Annotated in this window: 23 protein-coding genes; 14 read left to right on the top strand and 9 right to left on the bottom strand. The window is 45.6% G+C overall.

The genetic code is table 11. The annotated features are described in order from the left end of the window. The first annotated feature begins 67 nt into the window (after positions 1-67). Together RIN81_RS15775 and uvsE are read left to right on the top strand one after the other, a co-directional pair. On the top strand, positions 68-316 hold the full coding sequence (locus RIN81_RS15775) for an EAL domain-containing protein (RefSeq protein ID WP_375164505.1): 249 nt from the start codon (positions 68-70) through the stop codon (positions 314-316). 514 nt (positions 317-830) lie between these two features. Next, the gene (gene uvsE, locus RIN81_RS05525) at positions 831-1,709 is read left to right on the top strand and encodes a UV DNA damage repair endonuclease UvsE (protein ID WP_309088141.1); all 879 of its coding nucleotides are present in this window, start codon (positions 831-833) and stop codon (positions 1,707-1,709) included. 29 nt (positions 1,710-1,738) lie between these two features. On the opposite strand, the gene RIN81_RS05520 is transcribed toward uvsE, so the two are convergent. From RIN81_RS05520 to nagA, 4 genes are read right to left on the bottom strand one after another with little or no spacing between them, the layout of a single operon-like run. Beyond that, positions 1,739-2,473 carry an SIS domain-containing protein gene (locus tag RIN81_RS05520; RefSeq protein WP_375164504.1) on the bottom strand — a complete coding sequence of 245 codons (735 nt, stop codon included), beginning with the start codon at positions 2,471-2,473 and terminating at the stop codon, positions 1,739-1,741. A gap of 17 nt (positions 2,474-2,490) precedes the next feature. Beyond that, positions 2,491-3,213: a GntR family transcriptional regulator gene (locus tag RIN81_RS05515; RefSeq protein ID WP_309088137.1), complete on the bottom strand. Its 723-nt coding sequence runs from the start codon at positions 3,211-3,213 to the stop codon at positions 2,491-2,493. Beyond that, on the bottom strand, positions 3,210-3,953 hold the full coding sequence (gene nagB / locus RIN81_RS05510; RefSeq protein ID WP_309088135.1) for a glucosamine-6-phosphate deaminase: 744 nt from the start codon (positions 3,951-3,953) through the stop codon (positions 3,210-3,212). The genes RIN81_RS05515 and nagB overlap by 4 nt, the downstream gene beginning before the upstream one ends. Beyond that, positions 3,950-5,119: an N-acetylglucosamine-6-phosphate deacetylase gene (gene nagA / locus RIN81_RS05505; RefSeq protein WP_309088133.1), complete on the bottom strand. Its 1,170-nt coding sequence runs from the start codon at positions 5,117-5,119 to the stop codon at positions 3,950-3,952. The genes nagB and nagA overlap by 4 nt, the downstream gene beginning before the upstream one ends. 208 nt (positions 5,120-5,327) lie before the next feature. On the opposite strand from nagA, the gene nagE reads away from it, so the two are divergent. Next, positions 5,328-6,767, top strand: coding sequence for an N-acetylglucosamine-specific PTS transporter subunit IIBC (nagE, locus tag RIN81_RS05500; RefSeq protein ID WP_309088131.1), 1,440 nt, complete (start codon positions 5,328-5,330; stop codon positions 6,765-6,767). Positions 6,768-6,831: 64 nt separating this feature from the next. On the opposite strand, the gene RIN81_RS05495 is transcribed toward nagE, so the two are convergent. Continuing rightward, positions 6,832-7,752 carry a CHAD domain-containing protein gene (locus RIN81_RS05495; protein ID WP_309088128.1) on the bottom strand — a complete coding sequence of 307 codons (921 nt, stop codon included), beginning with the start codon at positions 7,750-7,752 and terminating at the stop codon, positions 6,832-6,834. 187 nt (positions 7,753-7,939) lie between these two features. Here RIN81_RS05495 and purT point away from each other — a divergent pair, with 187 nt between their 5' ends. After that, complete coding sequence (purT, locus tag RIN81_RS05490; RefSeq protein WP_309088126.1) at positions 7,940-9,106, top strand: formate-dependent phosphoribosylglycinamide formyltransferase; 1,167 nt, start codon at positions 7,940-7,942, stop codon at positions 9,104-9,106. A 62-nt stretch (positions 9,107-9,168) separates the two neighbouring features. Here purT and RIN81_RS05485 read toward each other — a convergent pair whose 3' ends face one another. Beyond that, positions 9,169-9,735, bottom strand: coding sequence for an SLOG family protein (locus RIN81_RS05485; RefSeq protein ID WP_309088124.1), 567 nt, complete (start codon positions 9,733-9,735; stop codon positions 9,169-9,171). 74 nt (positions 9,736-9,809) lie between these two features. Here RIN81_RS05485 and RIN81_RS05480 point away from each other — a divergent pair, with 74 nt between their 5' ends. Beyond that, positions 9,810-11,687, top strand: a complete 1,878-nt coding sequence (locus tag RIN81_RS05480) for an ABC-F family ATP-binding cassette domain-containing protein (protein ID WP_309088122.1) — start codon at positions 9,810-9,812, stop codon at positions 11,685-11,687. Between the two features lie 36 nt (positions 11,688-11,723). On the opposite strand, the gene RIN81_RS05475 is transcribed toward RIN81_RS05480, so the two are convergent. Continuing rightward, positions 11,724-12,422 (bottom strand): hypothetical protein, encoded by a 699-nt coding sequence (locus tag RIN81_RS05475; RefSeq protein ID WP_309088120.1) that lies wholly within the window; start codon positions 12,420-12,422, stop codon positions 11,724-11,726. Between the two features lie 194 nt (positions 12,423-12,616). Here RIN81_RS05475 and RIN81_RS05470 point away from each other — a divergent pair, with 194 nt between their 5' ends. The 4 genes from RIN81_RS05470 (at position 12,617) to RIN81_RS05455 (ending at position 15,197) form a co-directional block, all read left to right on the top strand. Beyond that, positions 12,617-12,811 carry a hypothetical protein gene (locus tag RIN81_RS05470; protein WP_251272251.1) on the top strand — a complete coding sequence of 65 codons (195 nt, stop codon included), beginning with the start codon at positions 12,617-12,619 and terminating at the stop codon, positions 12,809-12,811. A 209-nt stretch (positions 12,812-13,020) separates the two neighbouring features. Continuing rightward, entirely contained in the window at positions 13,021-13,878 is an 858-nt protein-coding gene (locus RIN81_RS05465) for a GRP family sugar transporter (RefSeq protein WP_242233172.1), read from the top strand. A 22-nt stretch (positions 13,879-13,900) separates the two neighbouring features. Beyond that, positions 13,901-14,686 carry a glucose-1-dehydrogenase gene (locus RIN81_RS05460; RefSeq protein ID WP_309088118.1) on the top strand — a complete coding sequence of 262 codons (786 nt, stop codon included), beginning with the start codon at positions 13,901-13,903 and terminating at the stop codon, positions 14,684-14,686. Positions 14,687-15,029: 343 nt separating this feature from the next. Beyond that, positions 15,030-15,197 carry a hypothetical protein gene (locus tag RIN81_RS05455; RefSeq protein WP_242232928.1) on the top strand — a complete coding sequence of 56 codons (168 nt, stop codon included), beginning with the start codon at positions 15,030-15,032 and terminating at the stop codon, positions 15,195-15,197. Positions 15,198-15,274: 77 nt separating this feature from the next. Here RIN81_RS05455 and RIN81_RS05450 read toward each other — a convergent pair whose 3' ends face one another. Continuing rightward, positions 15,275-15,985, bottom strand: a complete 711-nt coding sequence (locus tag RIN81_RS05450) for a hypothetical protein (protein ID WP_309088116.1) — start codon at positions 15,983-15,985, stop codon at positions 15,275-15,277. Here RIN81_RS05450 and RIN81_RS05445 point away from each other — a divergent pair. Together RIN81_RS05445 and RIN81_RS05440 are read left to right on the top strand one after the other, a co-directional pair. Then, positions 15,978-16,250: a hypothetical protein gene (locus tag RIN81_RS05445; RefSeq protein WP_309088114.1), complete on the top strand. Its 273-nt coding sequence runs from the start codon at positions 15,978-15,980 to the stop codon at positions 16,248-16,250. The genes RIN81_RS05450 and RIN81_RS05445 overlap by 8 nt on opposite strands. A 102-nt stretch (positions 16,251-16,352) precedes the next feature. Further along, a complete protein-coding gene (locus tag RIN81_RS05440; protein WP_309088112.1) occupies positions 16,353-17,318 on the top strand; it encodes a cation diffusion facilitator family transporter in 966 nt (321 codons plus the stop codon). Positions 17,319-17,339: 21 nt separating this feature from the next. Here the strand turns inward: RIN81_RS05440 and RIN81_RS05435 are convergent, their stop codons facing one another. Next, on the bottom strand, positions 17,340-17,648 hold the full coding sequence (locus tag RIN81_RS05435; RefSeq protein WP_309088110.1) for a hypothetical protein: 309 nt from the start codon (positions 17,646-17,648) through the stop codon (positions 17,340-17,342). Positions 17,649-17,806: 158 nt separating this feature from the next. On the opposite strand from RIN81_RS05435, the gene RIN81_RS05430 reads away from it, so the two are divergent. The 3 genes from RIN81_RS05430 to RIN81_RS05420 all read left to right on the top strand — a co-directional run bounded on the left by RIN81_RS05430 (position 17,807) and on the right by RIN81_RS05420 (position 19,563). Further along, positions 17,807-18,379, top strand: a complete 573-nt coding sequence (locus RIN81_RS05430; protein ID WP_309088108.1) for a spore coat protein — start codon at positions 17,807-17,809, stop codon at positions 18,377-18,379. Positions 18,380-18,450: 71 nt separating this feature from the next. Beyond that, a complete protein-coding gene (locus RIN81_RS05425; RefSeq protein WP_309088106.1) occupies positions 18,451-18,912 on the top strand; it encodes a GNAT family N-acetyltransferase in 462 nt (153 codons plus the stop codon). A gap of 12 nt (positions 18,913-18,924) precedes the next feature. Continuing rightward, entirely contained in the window at positions 18,925-19,563 is a 639-nt protein-coding gene (locus tag RIN81_RS05420) for an MOSC domain-containing protein (protein ID WP_309088104.1), read from the top strand. Positions 19,564-19,630: the final 67 nt, after the last annotated feature.

The raw sequence follows: 19,630 nt of genomic DNA, 5'->3' as shown, positions 1-19,630 counted from the left end.
ACCAGCAGGCCAGCTTCAAGTGATTCTGGCTCTGGGTGCACACGGACAGAAACGGACATTCCACACAATGATGAGGATTAGACGCATACTGCTGGGTGTCCGAACATCCATTGATGATTTTGGTACACGCTATTCTTCACTGAGCGTCATAAAGACTTTACCGATTGATAGGGTCAAGATAGACAAATCGTTTATTGATAATCTGAGTGGTCCGGCTGATCAAGATTTGTTAAAAGCTGTTATTGGAATAGGCAGGAGTCCGGGCCTCCAGGTGATTGTAGAAGAACAGCAGAAGAATATACTTCTTAAAATATAATTGCCGGTTTGCACAGGGTTATCTTTTCGGAAAACTGATGCCTAGTGAGAAATTCGAAAAATTACTCTCTGGCCAGCAGAGAATTGTGCAGATAAAAAACAGCCCCTTTAAGCTTTATTGGCTTAAAGGGGCTGTTTTATTTGAAGAAAATGACGCTTTTTTATTATAGGATTACGATAAATTAAAATGAAAAAACAGGATTCAGAATCACAGCCATTTCCATAGTGACCTGGGTGGACACAGGTGACCAAGCAATTGAAAATAAATCAAATGAACGAAACGGTTGTTTCGGTTATCGCTTAAAAACGTTGATACAACAGCATCTATTGGGGGTATTTCAGAACGATGAAATTGGCTAAAATCTATTACCTATACTTTTAAGTTATCTTTGCTTCTGGTATAGCCGATTCTTTCTTGTAGGAAAAGCGTGAATTCATGTATAGTGAAGCGGTTCATCCCCGGGTGGTTAGGGAAAAGATAAAGAAAAGAAACGAAACCAAAAAGGAGTTTATCTATGCGAATCGGATATGCTTGTATCAATATGTCGATGCCATCCAAATTTAAAACGTGCCGGCTGAAAACAGCTGAAACAGAAGGGATGGCCAAAATAAAAGAACTGGCGCTTCATAACTTAAACGAAACATTGGAAATTATAAAATGGAATGTGGCCAACCGGATTTATTTTTACCGGATGAGCAGCAACCTCATACCGCTTGCCACCCATCCGGTAGTGACATGGGAGTGGTGGAAAGATGAAGATGTTTTAAAAATTACAGATGAAATCAAGGAACTGGCAGCTGAATACGATGTTCGTTTGTCTGTTCATCCAGGCCAGTATACGTTGATCAATTCTCCTAACGAGGAAGTGGTGCAAAAGTCGATTTTAGACTTGATTCACCATCAGGAACTCTTAGATCTTACCGGCGGACGCGATATGATTTTGCATGTCGGCGGTGCATATGGGGATAAAGAATCAGCAAAGGAACGGTTTGCCGGAACATTTAAGCAGCTTCCGGAAGTAATCAAACAAACGATGCGGATTGAAAATGATGATAAGATTTTTACCATCCATGATGTGCTTGATGTGTGCAGCGAAACCGGTGCAGCGGCTTGTTTTGATATTCATCATCATGCATGTAACCATGAAGAAGACGCAAAAATTGACGAAGTAATCCAGCGAGCCGTCGACACGTGGCAGCATAAAGAAATTCCGCCGAAAATGCATATCAGCTCCGGGCGGGATGGAAAAACAGATCGTGCTCACCATAATTATATTTTGGAAGATGACTGGCGCTATTTTATCGAGCATTTGCCGGATACATCCATTGATGTGATGGTGGAAGCAAAAATGAAGGAGCTCGCCGTCCTGCAAATACGGGAACAATACCGTTAAAAAAACGCTCTTCCGCAGGGAAGAACGTTTTAACGAAGCAGAGGAATCCGTTCTTTATATTGTTCAACCAGCATGCGGTTATGTTCATCGGCATCCGGCAGATTGCCGCTTAAAAAAATCGGCGGTTCCAATCCACGTTCAATCATTTTGGCGATCACAGAAGCCATAATGCCATTTAACAGGGCGGCACTGAGCAAGGTGGACGCTGGCCCGAACGGCGCTGGCGCTTTTTTGTCTGTTAACAGCGCATCTCCATAAGGAGCACCATTATCAATGACAAGATCTGCGGCATCGCGCAGGGTCGTTCCTTCCTCGTGCCGGGTCTGGGCTCTTCGGGCATATTCTAAGGAAGTAATAGCGATTGTTTTCACGCCTGCTTTTCGGCCGCGAAGCAAAATGTCAATCGGAACCGGGTTAATGCCCGATGTGGATACGACGATCAGTACATCTTCCGGACGAATATCGAGTTCATCCTCCAGCGAAGCGATATAGCCGTTTTGGCGTTCAAATGTCGAAGAGCGTACGGCTCCTTTATGGAGCATGACATCTTCTAAAAAAATGGGCTGAATGCAGGCGAGTCCTCCAGCCCGGTAAAACAGCTCTTCTGCCAGCATATGTGAATGCCCGCAGCCGAATACGTGAACAATTCCTCCACGCCGGACACTTTTGACAATCCATTCAGCGGCAATATCCGCCTGGCTTGTTTGTTTGTGCGCTGCATCAACAAGCATATCTGCGACTCTGTGAACATATTTTAAGTACATCATCGTATCCTGCTCCTTTACCGGTTTATGTCGATCGTGAACTTGTAGCGGTCCGCGCGGTAGGATGACTTCACATATTCAAGGGGTGTACCGTCTTTTAAGAAGGTATGCCGTTCAATCAGCAAAACAGGCGCTCCTTTTGGCACAAGCAGATGCGGCCGCTCTGCTTCGCTGACGATCGCAGACTCCATTGATTGAACGGCGCGCCCAATCTCAAGTCCGAGTTCTTCTTCTATATAGTGGTAAAGAGAAGTCGTAATAATGGCTTCGCTTAAGCCTTTGATTAAGTTGGCAGACATGTATACGGTCTCCAGAGCCATTGGCACTTTATCGGCCAGCCGGATTCGTTTGATTTCATACACAGGCGCATGTTCAGCGAGCGACAGCCGGTCTGCTACTTTTTTGTCCGCCGGCACAATTTCAAATGCAAGCAGTGTGCTGCCAGGGACCATTCCCCGCGCTCTCATATCTTCGGTAAAACTCGTGAGTCCAGAAAGGTTTTGTTCTAATTTTTGTTCTGCCACAAACGTGCCGCGGCCTTTTTGCCGGTACAGCAGTCCTTCGTTCACGAGGTTTGTAATGGCCTGCCGTACGGTCATCCGGCTGACATCAAGCTGTTCGGCATACTCCCGTTCAGAAGGAATGAGGTCACCAGGCTGTAATTCACCCGTATCGATTTGCTGACGAATCACATGTTCAAGCTGATAGTAAATTGGCACAGGCGAGCGTTTGTCAATCATATCGTTCTTCCTTTCATATTCGACAATGAAAGCGCTTCATTATCTGCTATTATTGTAACACATGGGTGATGGTGTAGTACAGACGCCGGGAAATCTTCTGAGATATTTCCTGAAAACAAGCGTGCGACTGCTTCTGCTTTTCGCAAGCCTGAGGCAAGCAAAAGAATCTTGCGGCTTTTCATAATAGACGCAATTCCCATTGTAATCGCCTGCTTCGGCACTGCTTCTGCTGATTGGAAAAACCGGGCGTTTGCCTGCCGGGTAGAATGGGTCAGTGTCGTCACATGGGTGATTTGATCGAAAGATGTGCCTGGCTCGTTAAAGCCAATATGTCCATTTTCGCCGATGCCGAGCACCTGCACATCGATTTCTTTTTTGTCAATGAGCGCTTCATACCGGGTACACTCATTTTCTAAAAGAGCCGCTTCTCCATTAGGTATATGGATATTTTCCAATGGGATATCAATATGCCGAAAAAAGGTTTCCTGCATAAAAGAATGATAGCTGTTCGGATCAGATGGCGGCAGTCCGATATACTCATCTAAATTAAAGGTCGTCACATGCCGAAAGGAAAGGCCTTCATTTTGATGCGCAGAAATTAACTGCTCATACATCCCTTTTGGGGTAGAGCCTGTCGCCAATCCGATAACAGGCGCGGGAAGCTCTTTGATTCTTTTTATTAAAACATCTGCGGCTTGTTTGCTCATCGCTTCATAATCGGGAACACGGATGATCTTCATTTTTCCCTCTCCTTTTCGAATGCCACAACGCCGCGGCAAATCGTTTTTTGTACACAAAACTGTTCATCGTACACGACAAGGTCAGCATCTTTTCCTGGTGCAATACTTCCTTTTCGCTCAAACAGCCGTACCTGCTTTGCTGGATTTTCGGCGGTCATTTTAACAATATCCCGTATCGTGCAGTCCGTAAACTTCCGCATGTTTTGAATGGCTCCCTGCATAGATAACGTGCTGCCGGCCAGGGTACCGTCTTCAAGAACAGCCCTTCCGTTTTGAACGGTGACCGCCTGTCCGCCAAGCTCATACTCTCCGTCCGGTACGCCTTTAGCGCGCATAGAGTCCGTAATCAATATAGTTCGGTCCGCTGTTTTTTGTTCGAAGGCAAGACGCACCATCTGCGGATGGATATGAATGCCGTCCACGATCATTTCCACATAAAGCCCGCTGTGAAGCAAGGCACCTCCGGCAGTACCGGGTTCACGGTGGTGCATGCCCCGCATTCCGTTATAAAGGTGGGTGATATGGGTCAGTCCGGCTTCGGCCGCCCTGCAGAGTTCATCAAATGTAGCATCGGTATGGCCGGCGGATGCGGTAACACTTGATTGTGTTAAATAAGCGACAAGGTCCATTCCGTATTTTTCTTCGGGTGCCAGTGTAACGAGGCGGATCTTTTCACCGCATAGGGCATTCCATTTTTGAAACTGCTCTACATTTGGCTGCTGAATCGCTTCACGCGGCTGGGCGCCGGGGTGTTTTGGGGAAATAAAAGGTCCTTCTAAATGAATACCGGCTATTTCTGCTTCACCCGACTTCTGTTCGTAATGCGAAAAGCAGTCCAGTGCTTGTTCAATCGCTTCTTTTGCTTGTGTCATAGTTGTCGCTAAAAAAGTGGTTGTGCCTTCGGACGGAAGATATGCCGCCATTTTATGCAGGGAAGCTTGTGTGGCATCCATTGTATCGGCACCGGCTGCACCGTGAATATGAATGTCAACTGCTCCGGGCAGAATTATCGACTCAGCAGAAGTGGAAACAGCCGGCACGTCAGATGGACACGCTGACAAGTGGCCTGCAGCAGCAATTTTCCCATTTGTTATATGAACAAACCCGGGAGAAAATACTTCGTTCTCTGCATAAACGGAGCCGCCTTTTATCATATACTCCTTCATTTTACAGCACCTCATTTTTTATATGTTTATTTTCAGTGTAACGGAGTAAAAACTAGTTGTCTATACCAATAAGCAGCTTTAGTCTCAAAATTTACGGGGTTATACTTTTAAAATTTCTTTAATTGGTATAGACATCTATACTTTAAGCGTGATAAAGTGCTGTTAACGAAACCGTTTTCTAATTTACTTTTAAGGGGGATGGATATTCATGATGAAATATCTGCAAAATATCGGCCGTTCGTTAATGCTGCCGGTAGCTGTACTTCCGGCTGCCGCGATTTTGATGGGAATCGGCTACTGGATTGATCCGGCCGGATGGGGAGCAGACAATGCGGCCGCCGCTTTCTTAATTAAAGCGGGATCGTCCATTATTGATAATATGGCGATTTTGTTTGCAGTCGGGGTTGCGCTTGGCATGTCAAAAGACAAAGATGGATCGGCAGCGCTAAGCGGGCTGGTTGCTTATCTCGTAGTCACTACACTCCTGTCAACCGATTCGGTGGCCATGCTACAAGGGACGGACCCTGAAAACGTCAATGCGGCATTTGAAAAAATCGGGAATCAGTTTATCGGTATTTTATCGGGTATTGTGGCTTCTGTGATGTATAACCGGTTTAGTCATGTGCAGCTTCATGATGCGCTTGCTTTTTTCAGCGGCAAACGTCTCGTGCCGATTATGACGGCGGTAGCGATGCTTGTTATCTCCGGTGTATTGTTTTTTGTCTGGCCTGTTATCTTCACAGCACTCGTCTCATTTGGAACAGCGATCAGTAAGCTTGATTTTATTGGTGCCGGCTTGTACGGCTTTTTCAACCGTCTCCTGATTCCAACCGGTCTTCACCACGCTTTAAACTCTGTTTTCTGGTTTGATGTAGCAGGGATTAATGATATCGGCAATTTTTGGTCCGGAACTGGTGAAAAAGGCGTAACTGGCATGTACCAGGCAGGATTTTTCCCGGTGATGATGTTCGGTCTTCCGGCTGCGGCGCTGGCGATGTATCATACAGCCAAAACGAAGCGTAAAAAGCAGGCTGCATCTCTATTGCTTGCGGCTGGATTCGCGTCCTTTTTCACCGGTGTGACAGAACCGCTGGAATTCTCCTTTATGTTTTTAGCACCAGCGCTATATGTCGTGCATGCGGCATTGACTGGGCTGTCTCTTGCTGTAGCTGCGTTTTTCCACTGGACCGCAGGATTCGGCTTTAGTGCAGGGCTTGTTGATTTTATACTCAGTTCAAGGCTGCCGCTCGCCAATATGCCGTATATGCTGCTTTTACAGGGTCTTGTCTTTGGTCTGATTTATTACATTATGTTCCGGTTTTTAATTCAAAAGTTTGATTTAAAAACACCGGGACGAGAAGAAGAAACAGCACAAATTGAAGATACTGCTTCAGGCAGCCGATTCGTGAAAATGGCAGCCGTCATTTACGAAGGGCTGGGCGGTGACGCCAATGTTGCTTCCATTGATAACTGTGTGACCCGTCTGCGCGTTGAAGTCAGAGATATGAAAGCAGTAGACGAAGCAAAAATCAAATCAACCGGTGTGCCGGGCACCCATATTGTAGGCCCAAACAGTATTCAAGTCATTGTCGGCACGAATGTACAGTTTGTGGCGGATGAAGTTGCCCGTATACGAAATAAGCGATGATAAAAAAGCCGCCAATAGGCGGCTTTTTTATCATTATTTCAATGTGCGGCAGGATTGGCATACATTAGCCTGCCCGGTTTTCTATGAGTATAAGTTCCACTTCCTCGAGAAGCACTTTTAATCGGTTCTGCCACTTTTTTTCGACAGCAGCCACTTCTTCTTTGGATGCACCCAGCTTGTTTTTGTAACGGTCCAGCTTATTCAGCCATTCCTGCACATCGTTAATCTCGCCAAACTGGCTTTGAATATCCTTATAATGCTTTTCTTTTTTTGAAAAGACCTGTCCCAGCAAGCTGCCGAGCTCTGCGTACATGTAGCGGAGCGCTTTAGATTGAATTCGTACTTTGTGAAGCGCTTTAATGGATCCAGGTGCTCGTTTCCCATACGCGTCCACGGACTGCTTGTATCGCTCAATTTTCTCGTTGAATTGGTTTTCAAACAAAAGGATCTGGGCCTCTGGGTCAATGGATAATGCGTAAAAAGGCAGTTCCTCTGCAGCAAAAGCTGACAGCCGGCGGCTCGCTTTTTTAATTAATGGAGGCAGGCTTTGCTGCAGCTTTTTTTGCAGCTTTTTTCGTTTTTTGCGGACCTTTTTAAAAAGCTGCTGGTGAACCTTATGGTTTCGGCTCTCAAATGCCTCTAAAAACACATCGGCTTCACGCACGGGGTTAAGCAAAGAATGGATGTTTTTTAACACTTTTATAACAGAATGATTTTTAGGTACGTTTAAAAACTGGAGTAAAGCCAGGATCTTTCTTCCTGTTATCCGGGCTTGATGAACTGCTTCGATATCATCCGTTTTTAAGCATTTATGGCATAAATGCAAATACCGGCTGATCCGCTTTTGAAACCACGATTCCCATTGTGCCAGCCGCCAGTCATTTCCTTCATCCAGGCATTCGCTGCACATAAAGTGCTGTTTGATTGGTATTAAAGATTGCTCGTTTTCACATAACAGGCATGTATTTGTATCGCTCTGTATCATTCCGTCACCCGCTTTCTTATTCTGTTTTCTGTTTTCCCTCTTTTTTAAAAAGTTAACGTGTTCCGTCATACGAATAATTTATTGTAAATCAGATTAATATGTTCGTTATTTGCGTGTTATAATGGATTCGGAAACAGAAAAAGAAGAGAAAAAGCCACCAATGGCGGATGTTAAGGAGAATATGAAGATGACTGGATTAAAAACAAAAACGATTATGATGCTCGGGTCGGGAGAATTGGGTAAAGAAGTGGTGATTGAAGCACACCGGCTTGGCGTAAAAACGATTGCGGTAGACCGTTACGCGCAGGCGCCCGCCATGCAGGTCGCTCATTCCTCCCATGTAATCAATATGCTGGACGGGGCAGCGCTGCGTGCGTTAATTGAACAGGAAAAACCCGACTTTATTATTCCAGAAATTGAAGCTATTGCGACTGAGACACTAATCGAGCTGGAGGAAGAAGGGTATCATGTTGTGCCAACAGCGAAAGCCGCAAATTTAACGATGGACCGCGAAGGAATCCGCCGTCTTGCCAGCGAAACACTGGGACTGCCTACTGCAAAATATGCTTTTGCCAATACGCTTGAAGAACTGCAAGAAGCGGTAGAGACGATCGGTACACCGTGTGTGATTAAGCCGATAATGAGTTCATCCGGCAAAGGACAAAGCGTCTGCCGCTCAAAAGAAGAGATAGAGTCTTCCTGGAATATTGCGCTTGAAGGAGGACGGGCGAAAAAAACACGGGTCATTGTAGAAGAGTTTATTACGTTTGAATCCGAAATTACATTGTTAACCGTCCGTTCCGTTTCCGGCACAAGCTTCTGTGCGCCAATCGGCCATATTCAAGAAGACGGCGATTATATCGAATCATGGCAGCCGCATAACATGACGGAGAGCCAGATCGCAGAAGCAGAAGCAATTGCTCAAAAAATAACAGACGCGCTTGGCGGTTATGGCTTATTTGGCGTAGAGCTGTTTATTACCGAAAACGGTATTTACTTTAGCGAGGTATCACCGCGTCCGCACGATACAGGAATGGTGACCATGGTAACCCAGGATTTGTCTGAGTTTGCCATCCACATCCGGGCTGTCCTTGGTTTTCCGATTCCAGGTATCCGTCTTCTTTCACCTGGTGCCAGCCGTACGATCAAAGCATGGGAAGAGCAGTCTTCTTATGAAATTAAAGGGGTTGAAAAAGCACTGGCGGCACCCGACACGCAGGTGCGTGTGTTTGGAAAGCCGGAAACAAAAAAAGGCCGCCGCATGGCTGTTGTGCTAAACAGTGCTGAAACGGTTGAGAAAGCGCGTAAACAGGCAGAGGCCGCTGCCGCTCATATTACAGTGGAATACGAATAAAACGATGCAATCAAAAAAGGAACCTGCCTCAGGTTCCTTTTTATATGAAGCATTCTGCCGATTTAATAAAAGTCGGTACGCTCCCGCTCCTGCAGCTCTTCCGCTGCTGTCTGCAGGTCATACATCGTGATTATGAAAACCGCGTAATCGCCTCGTTCCGTCCGTTTATCTGCTGCTGCTTTTAAAAACTTGGGCGACCCTTCTCTTTCTTCATCATAAACGAGCAGAAGCGCGTCTGTATTGTCGAGTGAAAATTCATCTCTCGCTTTGAACTGCCAGGGCCCTATGTACGGCTTTTTAGACACGGCATCTACAAAATCGGCCTGGTCGATAATGCTGTTATAGTAATCCTGCCGTTCTTCCTTCCAATTTTTCTCCTGCTCTAAAAAAGGGGTTAGAACACCGAGCTTTAAGTCCGGAAACTCTTCTTTCAAGGAAAAAACCACTTCCGCTCCCCACAGCTCCACGCCGGGCTGTCCGCCGATAATCACCCATTGGAGCCCTTCGTCAAGAAGCGTACGCAGCCGCCCCTCAAGTGCAAGTTTGATCACGGAAATGCCGGGGTGTTTTTGATCCCATATGCCAAGCTCATGGCTTTTGTAGCCGGAGAGCAAAATCGTTTTAACCAATTCAACCACCTCGGGTCCATTATACAGGGAAGAATGGTAAAATGAAAAAAGACCAGCATGAAAAGGGGAAAACCATGAACGTTTTTACAATGGAAGGCGTAACAAAAACAGTAGGGGAAAAAGAGCTGTTTCAGCATATTTCTTTTTCGATCACAGAAGGAGATAAAATTGGTATTCTCGGTATCAATGGAACTGGCAAAACAACACTTTTAAACGTGATTGCCGGCCTGGATGACTGGGACGAAGGAAAAAAGGACCATCCGAATGACTATTCGATTTCCTACTTGTCTCAAAATCCGGATTTTGATGAGAACATGACCATTATGGATTATTTATATGCCAGCCAATCACCGGTTTTTTCGGCGATTAAAGAGTATGAGCGGGCGCTTCTTCGGCTGCAGGAAAATGCCGAAGACGAATCGGTGCAGCAAGAGCTTATGAAGCAGCAGCAGCGAATGGATGACCTGGGCGCATGGGATACAAGCGCGGAAGCCAAAACGATCTTAACAAAGCTGGGCCTGCCGAATTTTGGACAAAAGCTGTCTGAACTGTCCGGCGGCCAGAAAAAGCGGGCTGCTCTTGCTAAAACGCTCATTGAAACACCTGATCTGCTTATTTTGGATGAGCCGACGAACCACTTGGACTATGACAGTATTAAATGGCTTCAGGAATACTTGAAGAAATCGCAGAAAGCGGTGCTGTTTGTCACGCATGACCGGTATTTTCTCGATGCCGTCGCGGATAAAATTTGGGAGCTTGAGCGCGGAAAGTTGTATGAGTACAAAGGAAATTATGCAGACTTTCTTGAAGCGAAAGCTATTCGGGAAGAAAACGAGACGCTTGAGCAGGGCAAAAAAGAAAGCTTGTTTAAAAAAGAGCTTGCCTGGATGCGCAAAGGGGCCAAAGCCCGCACAACCAAACAAAAAGCCCGTATTCAGCGCTTTGAAGTCCTGGATGCGGAAGTGAAACAGAAGCACAGCAGCGAATCCCTTCAAATGGACCTTGGCGGCGCCCGTCTTGGCAAAAAAGTACTCGAGCTTCAAAACATTCAAAAATCTTTTGACAGCCAGGCGATTTTAACCGACTTTTCCTTTTTGTTTAAGCGGGGGGACCGGATTGGAATTGTCGGACGCAACGGCAGCGGGAAATCAACACTCCTTAATATTATTGCAGGCCGGGAGACGGTAGATGCCGGTAGTCTGGATCAGGGGCAGACTGTGAAAATCGGCTACTATACACAGGAAAACGAAGACATGGACGAAAACATGCGGATGATCGAGTACATTCGGGAAACAGCCGAATCGATTCAGCTTAAAGACGGCAGCTTCGTTTCAGCTGCACAGATGCTGGAAAAGTTTTTGTTCCCTATGCATACGCATGGCACATTGATCCGAAAGCTTTCAGGCGGGGAAAAGCGGCGCCTTTATTTATTAAATATTTTAATGTCCGCACCAAACGTGCTTTTACTAGACGAACCAACGAATGATCTCGACACGCAGACCCTGACGATTTTAGAAGACTACCTGGAAAACTTTTCCGGCGTGGTGGCAACGGTATCCCATGACCGCTACTTCCTTGATAAAGTGTGTCACCAGCTGCTTGTTTTCAAAGGACAGGGTACCGTCGATTTTTACTACGGAAGCTACTCTGAGTTTCTGGAAGAAAAGCAGGAGGCACCCGTTGAAGAAGCGAAGCCAAAAATGGCGGCTGCACCGCCGCGCCCGGAACGAAAAAAGAAAATGTCGTATTCGGAAACACGCGAATGGGAAACGATTGAGGATGACATGGAAGCCGCAGAGCAGCGGCTGGCAGCGATCTCAGAGGAAATGGCTACTGCTGGCAGTGATTTTGAGAAATTAAATCTGTTAATGGCAGAAGAAACAGAACTCAAAGAAAAGCTTGACCACATGATGGAAAGATGGGAATACTTAGCAGAAAAAGCAGGCGAATAATCAAAAGGCTTCCGGTTATCCGGAAGCCTTCTTGTATTATCGGGTAATCGTAGCGCTCCAGCTACCGCCGCCGCGGTCACAGGTGAATTGGCCGGAAGCTGTTCTGCCGTCTGCAGACAGTGTGCCTCTGTAGTCACAGTTGTTTCCGTCGCTGCTGTTTCGTCTTTGAATGCGGACGTTGTTTCCTTGCAGCGTAATCGTTAAAACGGCGGTAACAGGCGTTTGACCGGGCTGTGTCCATCTTGCATCAAAAATGTTGCTGTTCCCGCGACGTGTCCATACCCCGCGCCAGGCGCCTTCCTGCTCATCCCATCTCCGGCCGAGCCGGTCCCGGTCATCGGGCTGCTGACGCCGTTCAATTACGGCACTCCACGTGCCGCCGCCGCGGTTACAAATAAATTGTCCGCTTACCGTCCGTCCGTCAGCACCGAAGTTCCCTGTATAATTGCAGTTATTCCCATCGCTGCTGTTTCGGCGCAGCACAAAAACAAAAGATCCAGCTGTATAAATGGTTAAAACGGCTGTGATATCCGGCTGACCTGCCAATGACCATCTTCCATCAAACACGTTACTGTTTCCACGCCGCGTCCAGACGGCCCGCCAAGCACCTTCTTGAACAATCCAGCGACGTCCTAATCTGTCTGGCTGCCCCTGCGCGCTGATCACGTTAGCTGGGACAGCTTCGTAAGGCATCATGCCATAAAAACCGTAATAAGGATGCCAGTATGGATACATATTGCTTCCCCTCCGCCCATTAAATTTAAATCCTGCTCTTCATCATATGTATCACGAAGGTAATGTGTCCGTATGGCGATGTAGAACAAAGGAAAAGAACTCGACAAAACATGCCAAAAAAATCGGTTGTCGTTTGACACGCTTTTCTTTCATGGGACGGTATGATAGAAAGAAAAAAAGGGTGCGTGAACAAAATGAATCGAAACATAAATTGGTGCTGCAGCAAGTGCCAAAAGCCTATTCTGGCGAATGATTTAATTGCATGGACGAAAAAAGAAACACTGGTTCATTTAATTTGTGATGCTTCGCAGTTGATGGAGGGTGTGCACTATATTGGCCGGGCTGAGCAGGTTATGAATGATGAAACATCAGATCAACGGCACGCCTGAACCGCCGGTGCATAGCAAGGGTCCTACTCTTTATAGGATTTTGTATACGCTTTCATAATAATATGGTTCTGCCGATTACGCTTAGTTTAAGACTAAGCGTTTTTTTTGCGTATAATCGTTTTGCATTGGACAAAAGCTATCTTCTGTATAGATAGAACGCTCATAACCTGTAGGTGTCCAACAACAGAAGAACTGAGGGACTTAGAATGATAACGATTTTAATTGCACTTCTTCCTGCTTTGACATGGGGAAGTATCGTATTGGTGAGCGTAAAATTAGGCGGCGATTCTCATAGTCAGACTCTCGGCATTACCATTGGGGCGCTTGTTTTTGCTTTTGGTATGTATCTGTGGGCCCAGCCTTTTGTGAATACAACCGCTTGGATGGCGGGGGTTGTTTCCGGCCTTTTCTGGGCAGTTGGCCAGAAAAACCAGCTCGGCAGTGTACCGCATCTTGGCGTTTCAAAAGCCGTTCCGATTTCTACTGGTATGCAGCTGGCCGCTACGACTCTTTTTGGCGTTATTGTCTTTAAAGAGTGGACGACTGCTACAGCGGTTTTACTAGGGATTATATCGATCGTACTGATTATCACAGGGGTCGTACTGACATCGATTACAGGAGGCGGAGAAGACCCAAGCAAAAGATCGGGCAGCCGGCGAAAAGGGCTGCTTCTGCTGCTCATTTCGACAGCGGGCTACCTGCTCTACGTTGTGATTATCCGCTGGTTTAACATCGACAGCTGGGCCGCTATTCTGCCTCAAGCAATCGGTATGTTTATCGGAGCCGTGCTGCTGACGCTTAAACATAAGCCCTTTAACAAATATGCTTTACGCAATACTTTGTCTGGCATTCTTTGGGGCATCGGCAATCTCGGACTGCTTTTATCCGTACCCCGGATCGGCGTGGCCACCAGCTTCTCCTTGTCTCAAACGGGTGTCATTATCTCAACACTGGGCGGCATTTTTCTGTTAGGAGAAAAGAAAACGAAAAAACAGCTTGTCCTTGTACTAGCGGGCTGCCTGCTTATCGCAGCCGGTGGTGTGCTCGTCGGTTTTACAAAAACATAATATCACTAAAGGAGGAAGAAGCATGTATCCTGACTTAAAAGGAAAAGCAGTGGTGATTACCGGCGCTTCTTCAGGGCTGGGCCGGGCGATGGCTGTCCGCTTTGGACGTGAAGGCGCGAAGGTAGCAGTAAATTATTATCAAAATGAAGAAGACGGGAAAAAAGTAGCCCAGGAAGTACAGCAAGCGGGCGGGGAAGCGATTTGGCTGCAGGGAGATGTGTCAAAGGAGCAGGATGTAAAAGCCTTGATTACAAAAACATCAGAAGCGTTCGGCTCTGTTGATATCATGATTAACAACGCCGGAATTGAAAATGAGGTTCCATCCGAAAAGCTGAGCCTGGATGATTGGAACAAAGTCATAGACACCAATTTAACCGGAATGTTTCTCGGCTGCCGTGAAGCCATCTCTTATATGCTCGATCACGGGATTAAAGGAAATGTCATTAATATGTCCAGCGTTCATGAAGTGATTCCATGGCCGCATTTTGTCCATTATGCGGCTAGTAAAGGCGGCGTGAACATGCTGACGCAGACATTAGCGCTTGAATATGCCCCGAAAGGCATCCGTGTGAACAGTATCGGACCTGGAGCAATTGATACGCCGATTAATGCCGAGAAGTTTTCGGATCCGAAGGCAAAAGCAGACGTCGAATCTCTCATTCCAATGGGTTATATTGGAAAACCGGAAGAAATCGCGGCTGCCGCCGCCTGGCTTGCTTCTTCAGAATCAAGCTACGTAACAGGCATCACGCTTTTTGCGGACGGAGGCATGACGAAGTATCCCGGTTTTCAAGCGGGCAGAGGCTGAACCCAATAAAGCTGCTTTCCTAGAAAGGAAAGCAGCTTTATAGCGTACAGCTTCTTTTTTCTTATTTTTACCAAAAAGAATAAGACGGGAAAGAAGGATATTGGACGAATGGTACAGAGTTCTGTATGTACCTTTCCCTTTTCTCAAACTCTAATCGAAAAATACACCCAATTATCCACCCCTGGGAAGCGGCTGACACCCGCTAAGAAAGCTTATTTTAACGAGCATTTTTATAAAAAAAGGAAGGAAATCTGGCATAAACAGTAAAAAGGGATTGCGAGCATAAGGGCGTCCGTTATAAAATAAGTTAACAGTTTATTACCATACAAAAGGTGGTTCGAAAATGGATTACAAAAAAATGTGGGAAGAACTAAAGGACGCTGTGAATGACGAGGTCGCAATGTACGCTGCTTTTAGTACAAGCAGTAAGGAAGAACAGGCAAGAAAGCAGCAGGCAAGCTACATACAAAGTATGATGAACACGCTGGAAAAAGCAAATATCGTAAAATAAAAAGCCGGGAAGACCCGGCTTTTTTTTGTGTCCGCCTGGATCACGTCCATAAGAAATGGCCCGGCCGCTTTGCTTCCTTAAATGAGCAGTAAAAGCGCAGTATACGCCGCGATCCCAATGCTGAAAGCACCGAAGCTGCTTTCTCTTTCCTCCGGCAGCTCTTCTTTCATTACGTTTAAAATCACGCCTCCAGCAATAAAGGCAACAAGGAGCGAAATGATTAATTCATTCACCTCTGCTACGGCGCCGATGCACCATCCGATCAGGATAGCAGCTGTTAAAAGCAGCCTTCCATATCGATCATACACAGCTTCATGGGCTTCACGGAGACTGTGGTCATTAATAACAAAGTGAACACCCATGGCTAAAAAGAAAAACAACATGCCCCCAATACTCTCATACTCTTCACGAATTAAAAGATAGCCAATCACCATGTTATAAAGAAAAAATGAAGCCATATGAAGCCAAAATACACCGGCAGAAGATTTATTCACTTCTCTGCCTGCTCCTTTCCGTTTGGACACTTTCACGAGGCGTTCCAATCCATAAAAAACGACAAGGCCCAGCAGGGAAACGAACAGAATATGGTTATCTATATAGCCAAGCACACCCTGTTTTATTTCTTCTTCGATTTCGTTTTGGTAACGGTGTAATTCGGGAAGAAGATGAATAAACACGTACGCGACGGCAATTCCGCCAGCAATAGAAAGAAACCGGCTGCGCGGCTTCACTGACAGAAACGCCATATTTTTTGAAAAAAAGTGAAGCAGGGCCAAGCCAATGGCCAAAAAGAAACTCCACCAAAAAAACATACCATCCCTTCTTTCTTTTCAAAGCTCTTTATTTCTTACCTATTGCCTTAAGGAACCCCGTTCAAACGCTGTCCTTTTTAAAAGAATGAAGGCTTGGTTCTTTCAGAATGGCCCTTCTTTTTCATCAAAAGCTCGTATACAGATGTTAACTTATGAGAATGGTGGGGATATGAAAAAAAGAATGCAGGGAAATTGGTTTTCGATTTTGCAGCGGCAGCGGCTTGCTTTTGTATGTATGTAAAAATTATTTCTTTAAAGAAGAAAGGATGGAAGTGTGCTGTTTATTTTTCAAGAGTAGGTATCCTTTTTATCGGGTATAGATATAGAAAAAAGGAGGCGGCTTATGGGAATTGGTTCTTTAATGCGAAAAGGAAACACGTCATCGGGTATTGCAGCACTGGGCAATACGGTGTTAGCGGTTTTAAAATTTATTGCCGCTGCTTTTAGCGGAAGCGGAACGATGTTTGCTTCTGCCATGCATTCACTGGCAGACGCCATTAATCAAGGATTTGTTTATTTCGGAAGCGCACTGGCTGAAATGCGGCCTTCAAAAAGATTTCCAACAGGATTTGGCCGGCTGGTGAATATCTTTTGTATGATTGCCGTGATTGTCGTTTCGATTATGGCATATGAGACCATTTTAAAAGGCTGGAAGCTTCTTCAGCATCCTGAGCAGGCAACGGAATTCTGGCTCAATGTGGTGGTTCTTTTAGCCGCGGTTATCATTGATGGCTTTATTTTGTTTAAAGCTATGAAGGAAATTTTAGAGGAAGCACGTGTAGAGAAAAAAGGAAATGTTTTTATACAGGCATTTAAAAACGTTGGTAAAGCATCGCCGGCAACCCGGCTTGTTTTTTATGAGGATCTTGTAGCTACTTCCGGGGCGATTTTAGCGATTATTGGTATTACGCTTGCTCAGTTTTTTGGCATTTTGGCCGCGGATGGCGTGATTACCATTTTGATCGGTTTATTAATGGTAGGTGTAGCATTTCGTGTTGGATACGATAATATGATTGGCTTAATTGGCGTAGCGGCACCGGTTGAAATTGAACAAAAAACAGCCAATGCCATTTTACAGGATGAAGATACAGTCGATATCCACCACCTGCGTATTATACAGGAAGGCCGCTTTTATCATGTAGATGGGGTGATAGAGCTTCGAAAAGGCCTTTCCCTTGCCGAAGCCGATGACATTAAATTCCGCGTAAAAAATCGGCTTTTAGAGGAAAGCGAAATCAGTGATGTGACACTCGGCATTATCGAAGATGATAACCGGACAACCTGGCGCCCCGAGTCAGGGTTAACATAAGTAAGGACCGGATTGAGTAACTCAATCCGGTTTTTTCGCGCGTTTTCTCATTTCCTCGCTTACCACAAAAGCAAGGTCGTCGTTGCCATAAAGAGATAAGACATTCAGAAGGGTTTCATCCGAAATATGGCCGGCTTCTTCTTTCGGCACGGTTAATTCGACTGCCTGGTTTAACACATCGTTCTTCTTTTGGCTTGGATACGCACGCTTATATAAGTCGGCTGGATCAAGGTCGTGGTTTACACACCACTGCGCAAACACAAGCACCATCATATGCTCATCCTGTTTGTATTGATTTATAATGTGGTCTTCAAGATCTTTTTTATTCATAAGGCATACTCCTTTAGTTTGGATCTTTTATTTTAATATATACCATTTTTACACGTTCAGGTCGCAAGTGACAACATCAACCATGCTCATTTTTGAATAAATCGAGGTGGATGCCACACACTATTTGAGCATCACACTTTATTCAGGAGGCGATTTGGATGACTTCACCGCAATTTAACCATGGCGCACACGAAATGCTTGATGTTCATGAAGTACTCTCTATGGCTGTCAGCACACTAAACAAATATACGATGCTGCGCCCAATGGTAAAGGATTCAGAACTGCTTGATATCCTAAACCGCCAGTACACATTTATCGAGCAGGAATACAATACGACACTTGACTGTTTCCGTTCCGGGAAAGATCCTGCTGTCCCAACACAAAGCTATAAAATGAAGCAGGACAATAACTTCGACTACGGTCTTCAATCAAAACAGCCTGTAGCCCCGATTGGGTCGGAAAATGAAATTAATGATCAGGTGATTTCAACTTTTATGCTCGGTGCTATGAAATCAGCAGCATCCTTTAAAACAATGGCGGCTCTTGAAGCAACAAACCCGGTTGTCCGCCGCGTTTTAGCGGATTCTCTTCCGAACTGCATCGAAATGGCATATGAAATTTCGATTTATCAAAATAAACATGGCTATTATCAAGTACCGCAGCTGGCTGAAGCGGATATGAAAATCATTCAGCAGGCATATTCGCCAGCAATGCAGCCTGTAGGCGTCTAAAGAACAAAAAACCGTCCTTGCGTTTGGGGACGGTTTTTTTGTACGATGGAAAAGAAAGGAGGAAAGAAGAAATGCTGCTGCGTGAAGCACTGCCAGAAGAACGGCAAAAACTTTATGAGCTTGGGCACCGGGAATGGCCCAAAGGACGGTCGCTTGCTGAGTACATAGAAGACAATCAAAAAGAAGAAGCATATGGTACCCGTTATGTATTAGAAGGCGCGAATAGGGAGATTACGGCCTCCTTAATGCTGCTTCGGCTGCGCCCTTACTTGTACGGCATTGGCTCTGTTGTTGTTGAACCTGGTTTCAGGGGACAGGGGCTTGGTACAGCTCTTCTTACACAATGCATGGACAAGCACCCAGCTGCTGCGTTTATGCTTTACAGCGAAATCGACACAGCTTATTATGAGAAGCTTGGCTTTCAAGCGCTGCCTCCTGCTTATCAGCATCATGCTCATGGCTTATGTATGGTCCGGGCAGCTCCGTTTTTATATGAGCGCATACTGCAGGAGCCGATTCCTGATTATTTTTAGGGAGGGATATACATGAAAGTTCTATCTGTTAATGTCGGAAAACCAGCTGATTTGCCGTATGGAAAAAAAATTGTTCAATCCGGCATTCAAAAAGCACCTGTGCAACAGGCCATTTTTTTATCGAAAACAGGATTCGAAGGAGATGGACAGGCAGATCTTGTTCATCATGGCGGGGAAGACAAAGCAGTTTGCGTATACCCGTATGAACACTATATATACTGGGCGGAAACACTGGGCAGGCCGCTTCCACAAGCTGCGTTCGGTGAGAATATTACAGCAGCCGGACTGCTTGAAACAGACGTCCATATCGGGGACATTTTTCAGCTTGGTGAAGCGGTAGTGCAAATCAGCCAGCCGCGGCAGCCGTGTTTTAAACTGGCTGCGCGCTATAATGAACCAACGCTTGTTTCCCTGGTGGATGAAACAGGCTATACAGGCTTTTACTTTCGCGTTTTAACAGAAGGAAAGGTAGGGGCAGAAAGCCGCCTGGAACGTATACACATTCATCCAGCTGCTATAACGGTTGAAGAAGCCAACCAGACTATGAAGAAAAAAGAATCTTCACAAGAAGAAATCAAAAAGCTTGCTGATCTTGAAGAACTGGCCGAAAGCTGGAAAAAACCTTTGCTTAAAAGGCTTCAGACATTATAACCCGTCGGGAAGATTTACCTCTTCCTGTTTTTTGTGTTCACTTTTTGAAATAAATTTGAACATTTAA

Source organism: Domibacillus sp. (assembly GCF_031181085.1).
Classification (GTDB): domain Bacteria; phylum Bacillota; class Bacilli; order Bacillales; family Domibacillaceae; genus Domibacillus.
The sequence above is the reverse complement of the archived record's forward strand: the minus strand, read 5'-3'. Positions and strand labels throughout refer to the sequence as shown.

Bases quoted from the DNA above. Each gene is read 5' to 3' on its own strand.
- RIN81_RS15775 (WP_375164505.1), top strand. From the start codon at position 68: ATGATGAGGATTAGACGCATACTGCTGGGTGTCCGAACATCCATTGAT.
- uvsE (WP_309088141.1), top strand. From the start codon at position 831: ATGCGAATCGGATATGCTTGTATCAATATGTCGATGCCATCCAAATTT.
- RIN81_RS05520 (WP_375164504.1), bottom strand. From the start codon at position 2,473: ATGTACTTAAAATATGTTCACAGAGTCGCAGATATGCTTGTTGATGCA.
- RIN81_RS05515 (WP_309088137.1), bottom strand. From the start codon at position 3,213: ATGATTGACAAACGCTCGCCTGTGCCAATTTACTATCAGCTTGAACAT.
- nagB (WP_309088135.1), bottom strand. From the start codon at position 3,953: ATGAAGATCATCCGTGTTCCCGATTATGAAGCGATGAGCAAACAAGCC.
- nagA (WP_309088133.1), bottom strand. From the start codon at position 5,119: ATGAAGGAGTATATGATAAAAGGCGGCTCCGTTTATGCAGAGAACGAA.
- nagE (WP_309088131.1), top strand. From the start codon at position 5,328: ATGATGAAATATCTGCAAAATATCGGCCGTTCGTTAATGCTGCCGGTA.
- RIN81_RS05495 (WP_309088128.1), bottom strand. From the start codon at position 7,752: ATGATACAGAGCGATACAAATACATGCCTGTTATGTGAAAACGAGCAA.
- purT (WP_309088126.1), top strand. From the start codon at position 7,940: ATGACTGGATTAAAAACAAAAACGATTATGATGCTCGGGTCGGGAGAA.
- RIN81_RS05480 (WP_309088122.1), top strand. From the start codon at position 9,810: ATGAACGTTTTTACAATGGAAGGCGTAACAAAAACAGTAGGGGAAAAA.
- RIN81_RS05475 (WP_309088120.1), bottom strand. From the start codon at position 12,422: ATGTATCCATACTGGCATCCTTATTACGGTTTTTATGGCATGATGCCT.
- RIN81_RS05470 (WP_251272251.1), top strand. From the start codon at position 12,617: ATGAATCGAAACATAAATTGGTGCTGCAGCAAGTGCCAAAAGCCTATT.
- RIN81_RS05460 (WP_309088118.1), top strand. From the start codon at position 13,901: ATGTATCCTGACTTAAAAGGAAAAGCAGTGGTGATTACCGGCGCTTCT.
- RIN81_RS05455 (WP_242232928.1), top strand. From the start codon at position 15,030: ATGGATTACAAAAAAATGTGGGAAGAACTAAAGGACGCTGTGAATGAC.
- RIN81_RS05445 (WP_309088114.1), top strand. From the start codon at position 15,978: ATGGCCAAAAAGAAACTCCACCAAAAAAACATACCATCCCTTCTTTCT.
- RIN81_RS05440 (WP_309088112.1), top strand. From the start codon at position 16,353: ATGGGAATTGGTTCTTTAATGCGAAAAGGAAACACGTCATCGGGTATT.
- RIN81_RS05435 (WP_309088110.1), bottom strand. From the start codon at position 17,648: ATGAATAAAAAAGATCTTGAAGACCACATTATAAATCAATACAAACAG.
- RIN81_RS05430 (WP_309088108.1), top strand. From the start codon at position 17,807: ATGACTTCACCGCAATTTAACCATGGCGCACACGAAATGCTTGATGTT.
- RIN81_RS05425 (WP_309088106.1), top strand. From the start codon at position 18,451: ATGCTGCTGCGTGAAGCACTGCCAGAAGAACGGCAAAAACTTTATGAG.
- RIN81_RS05420 (WP_309088104.1), top strand. From the start codon at position 18,925: ATGAAAGTTCTATCTGTTAATGTCGGAAAACCAGCTGATTTGCCGTAT.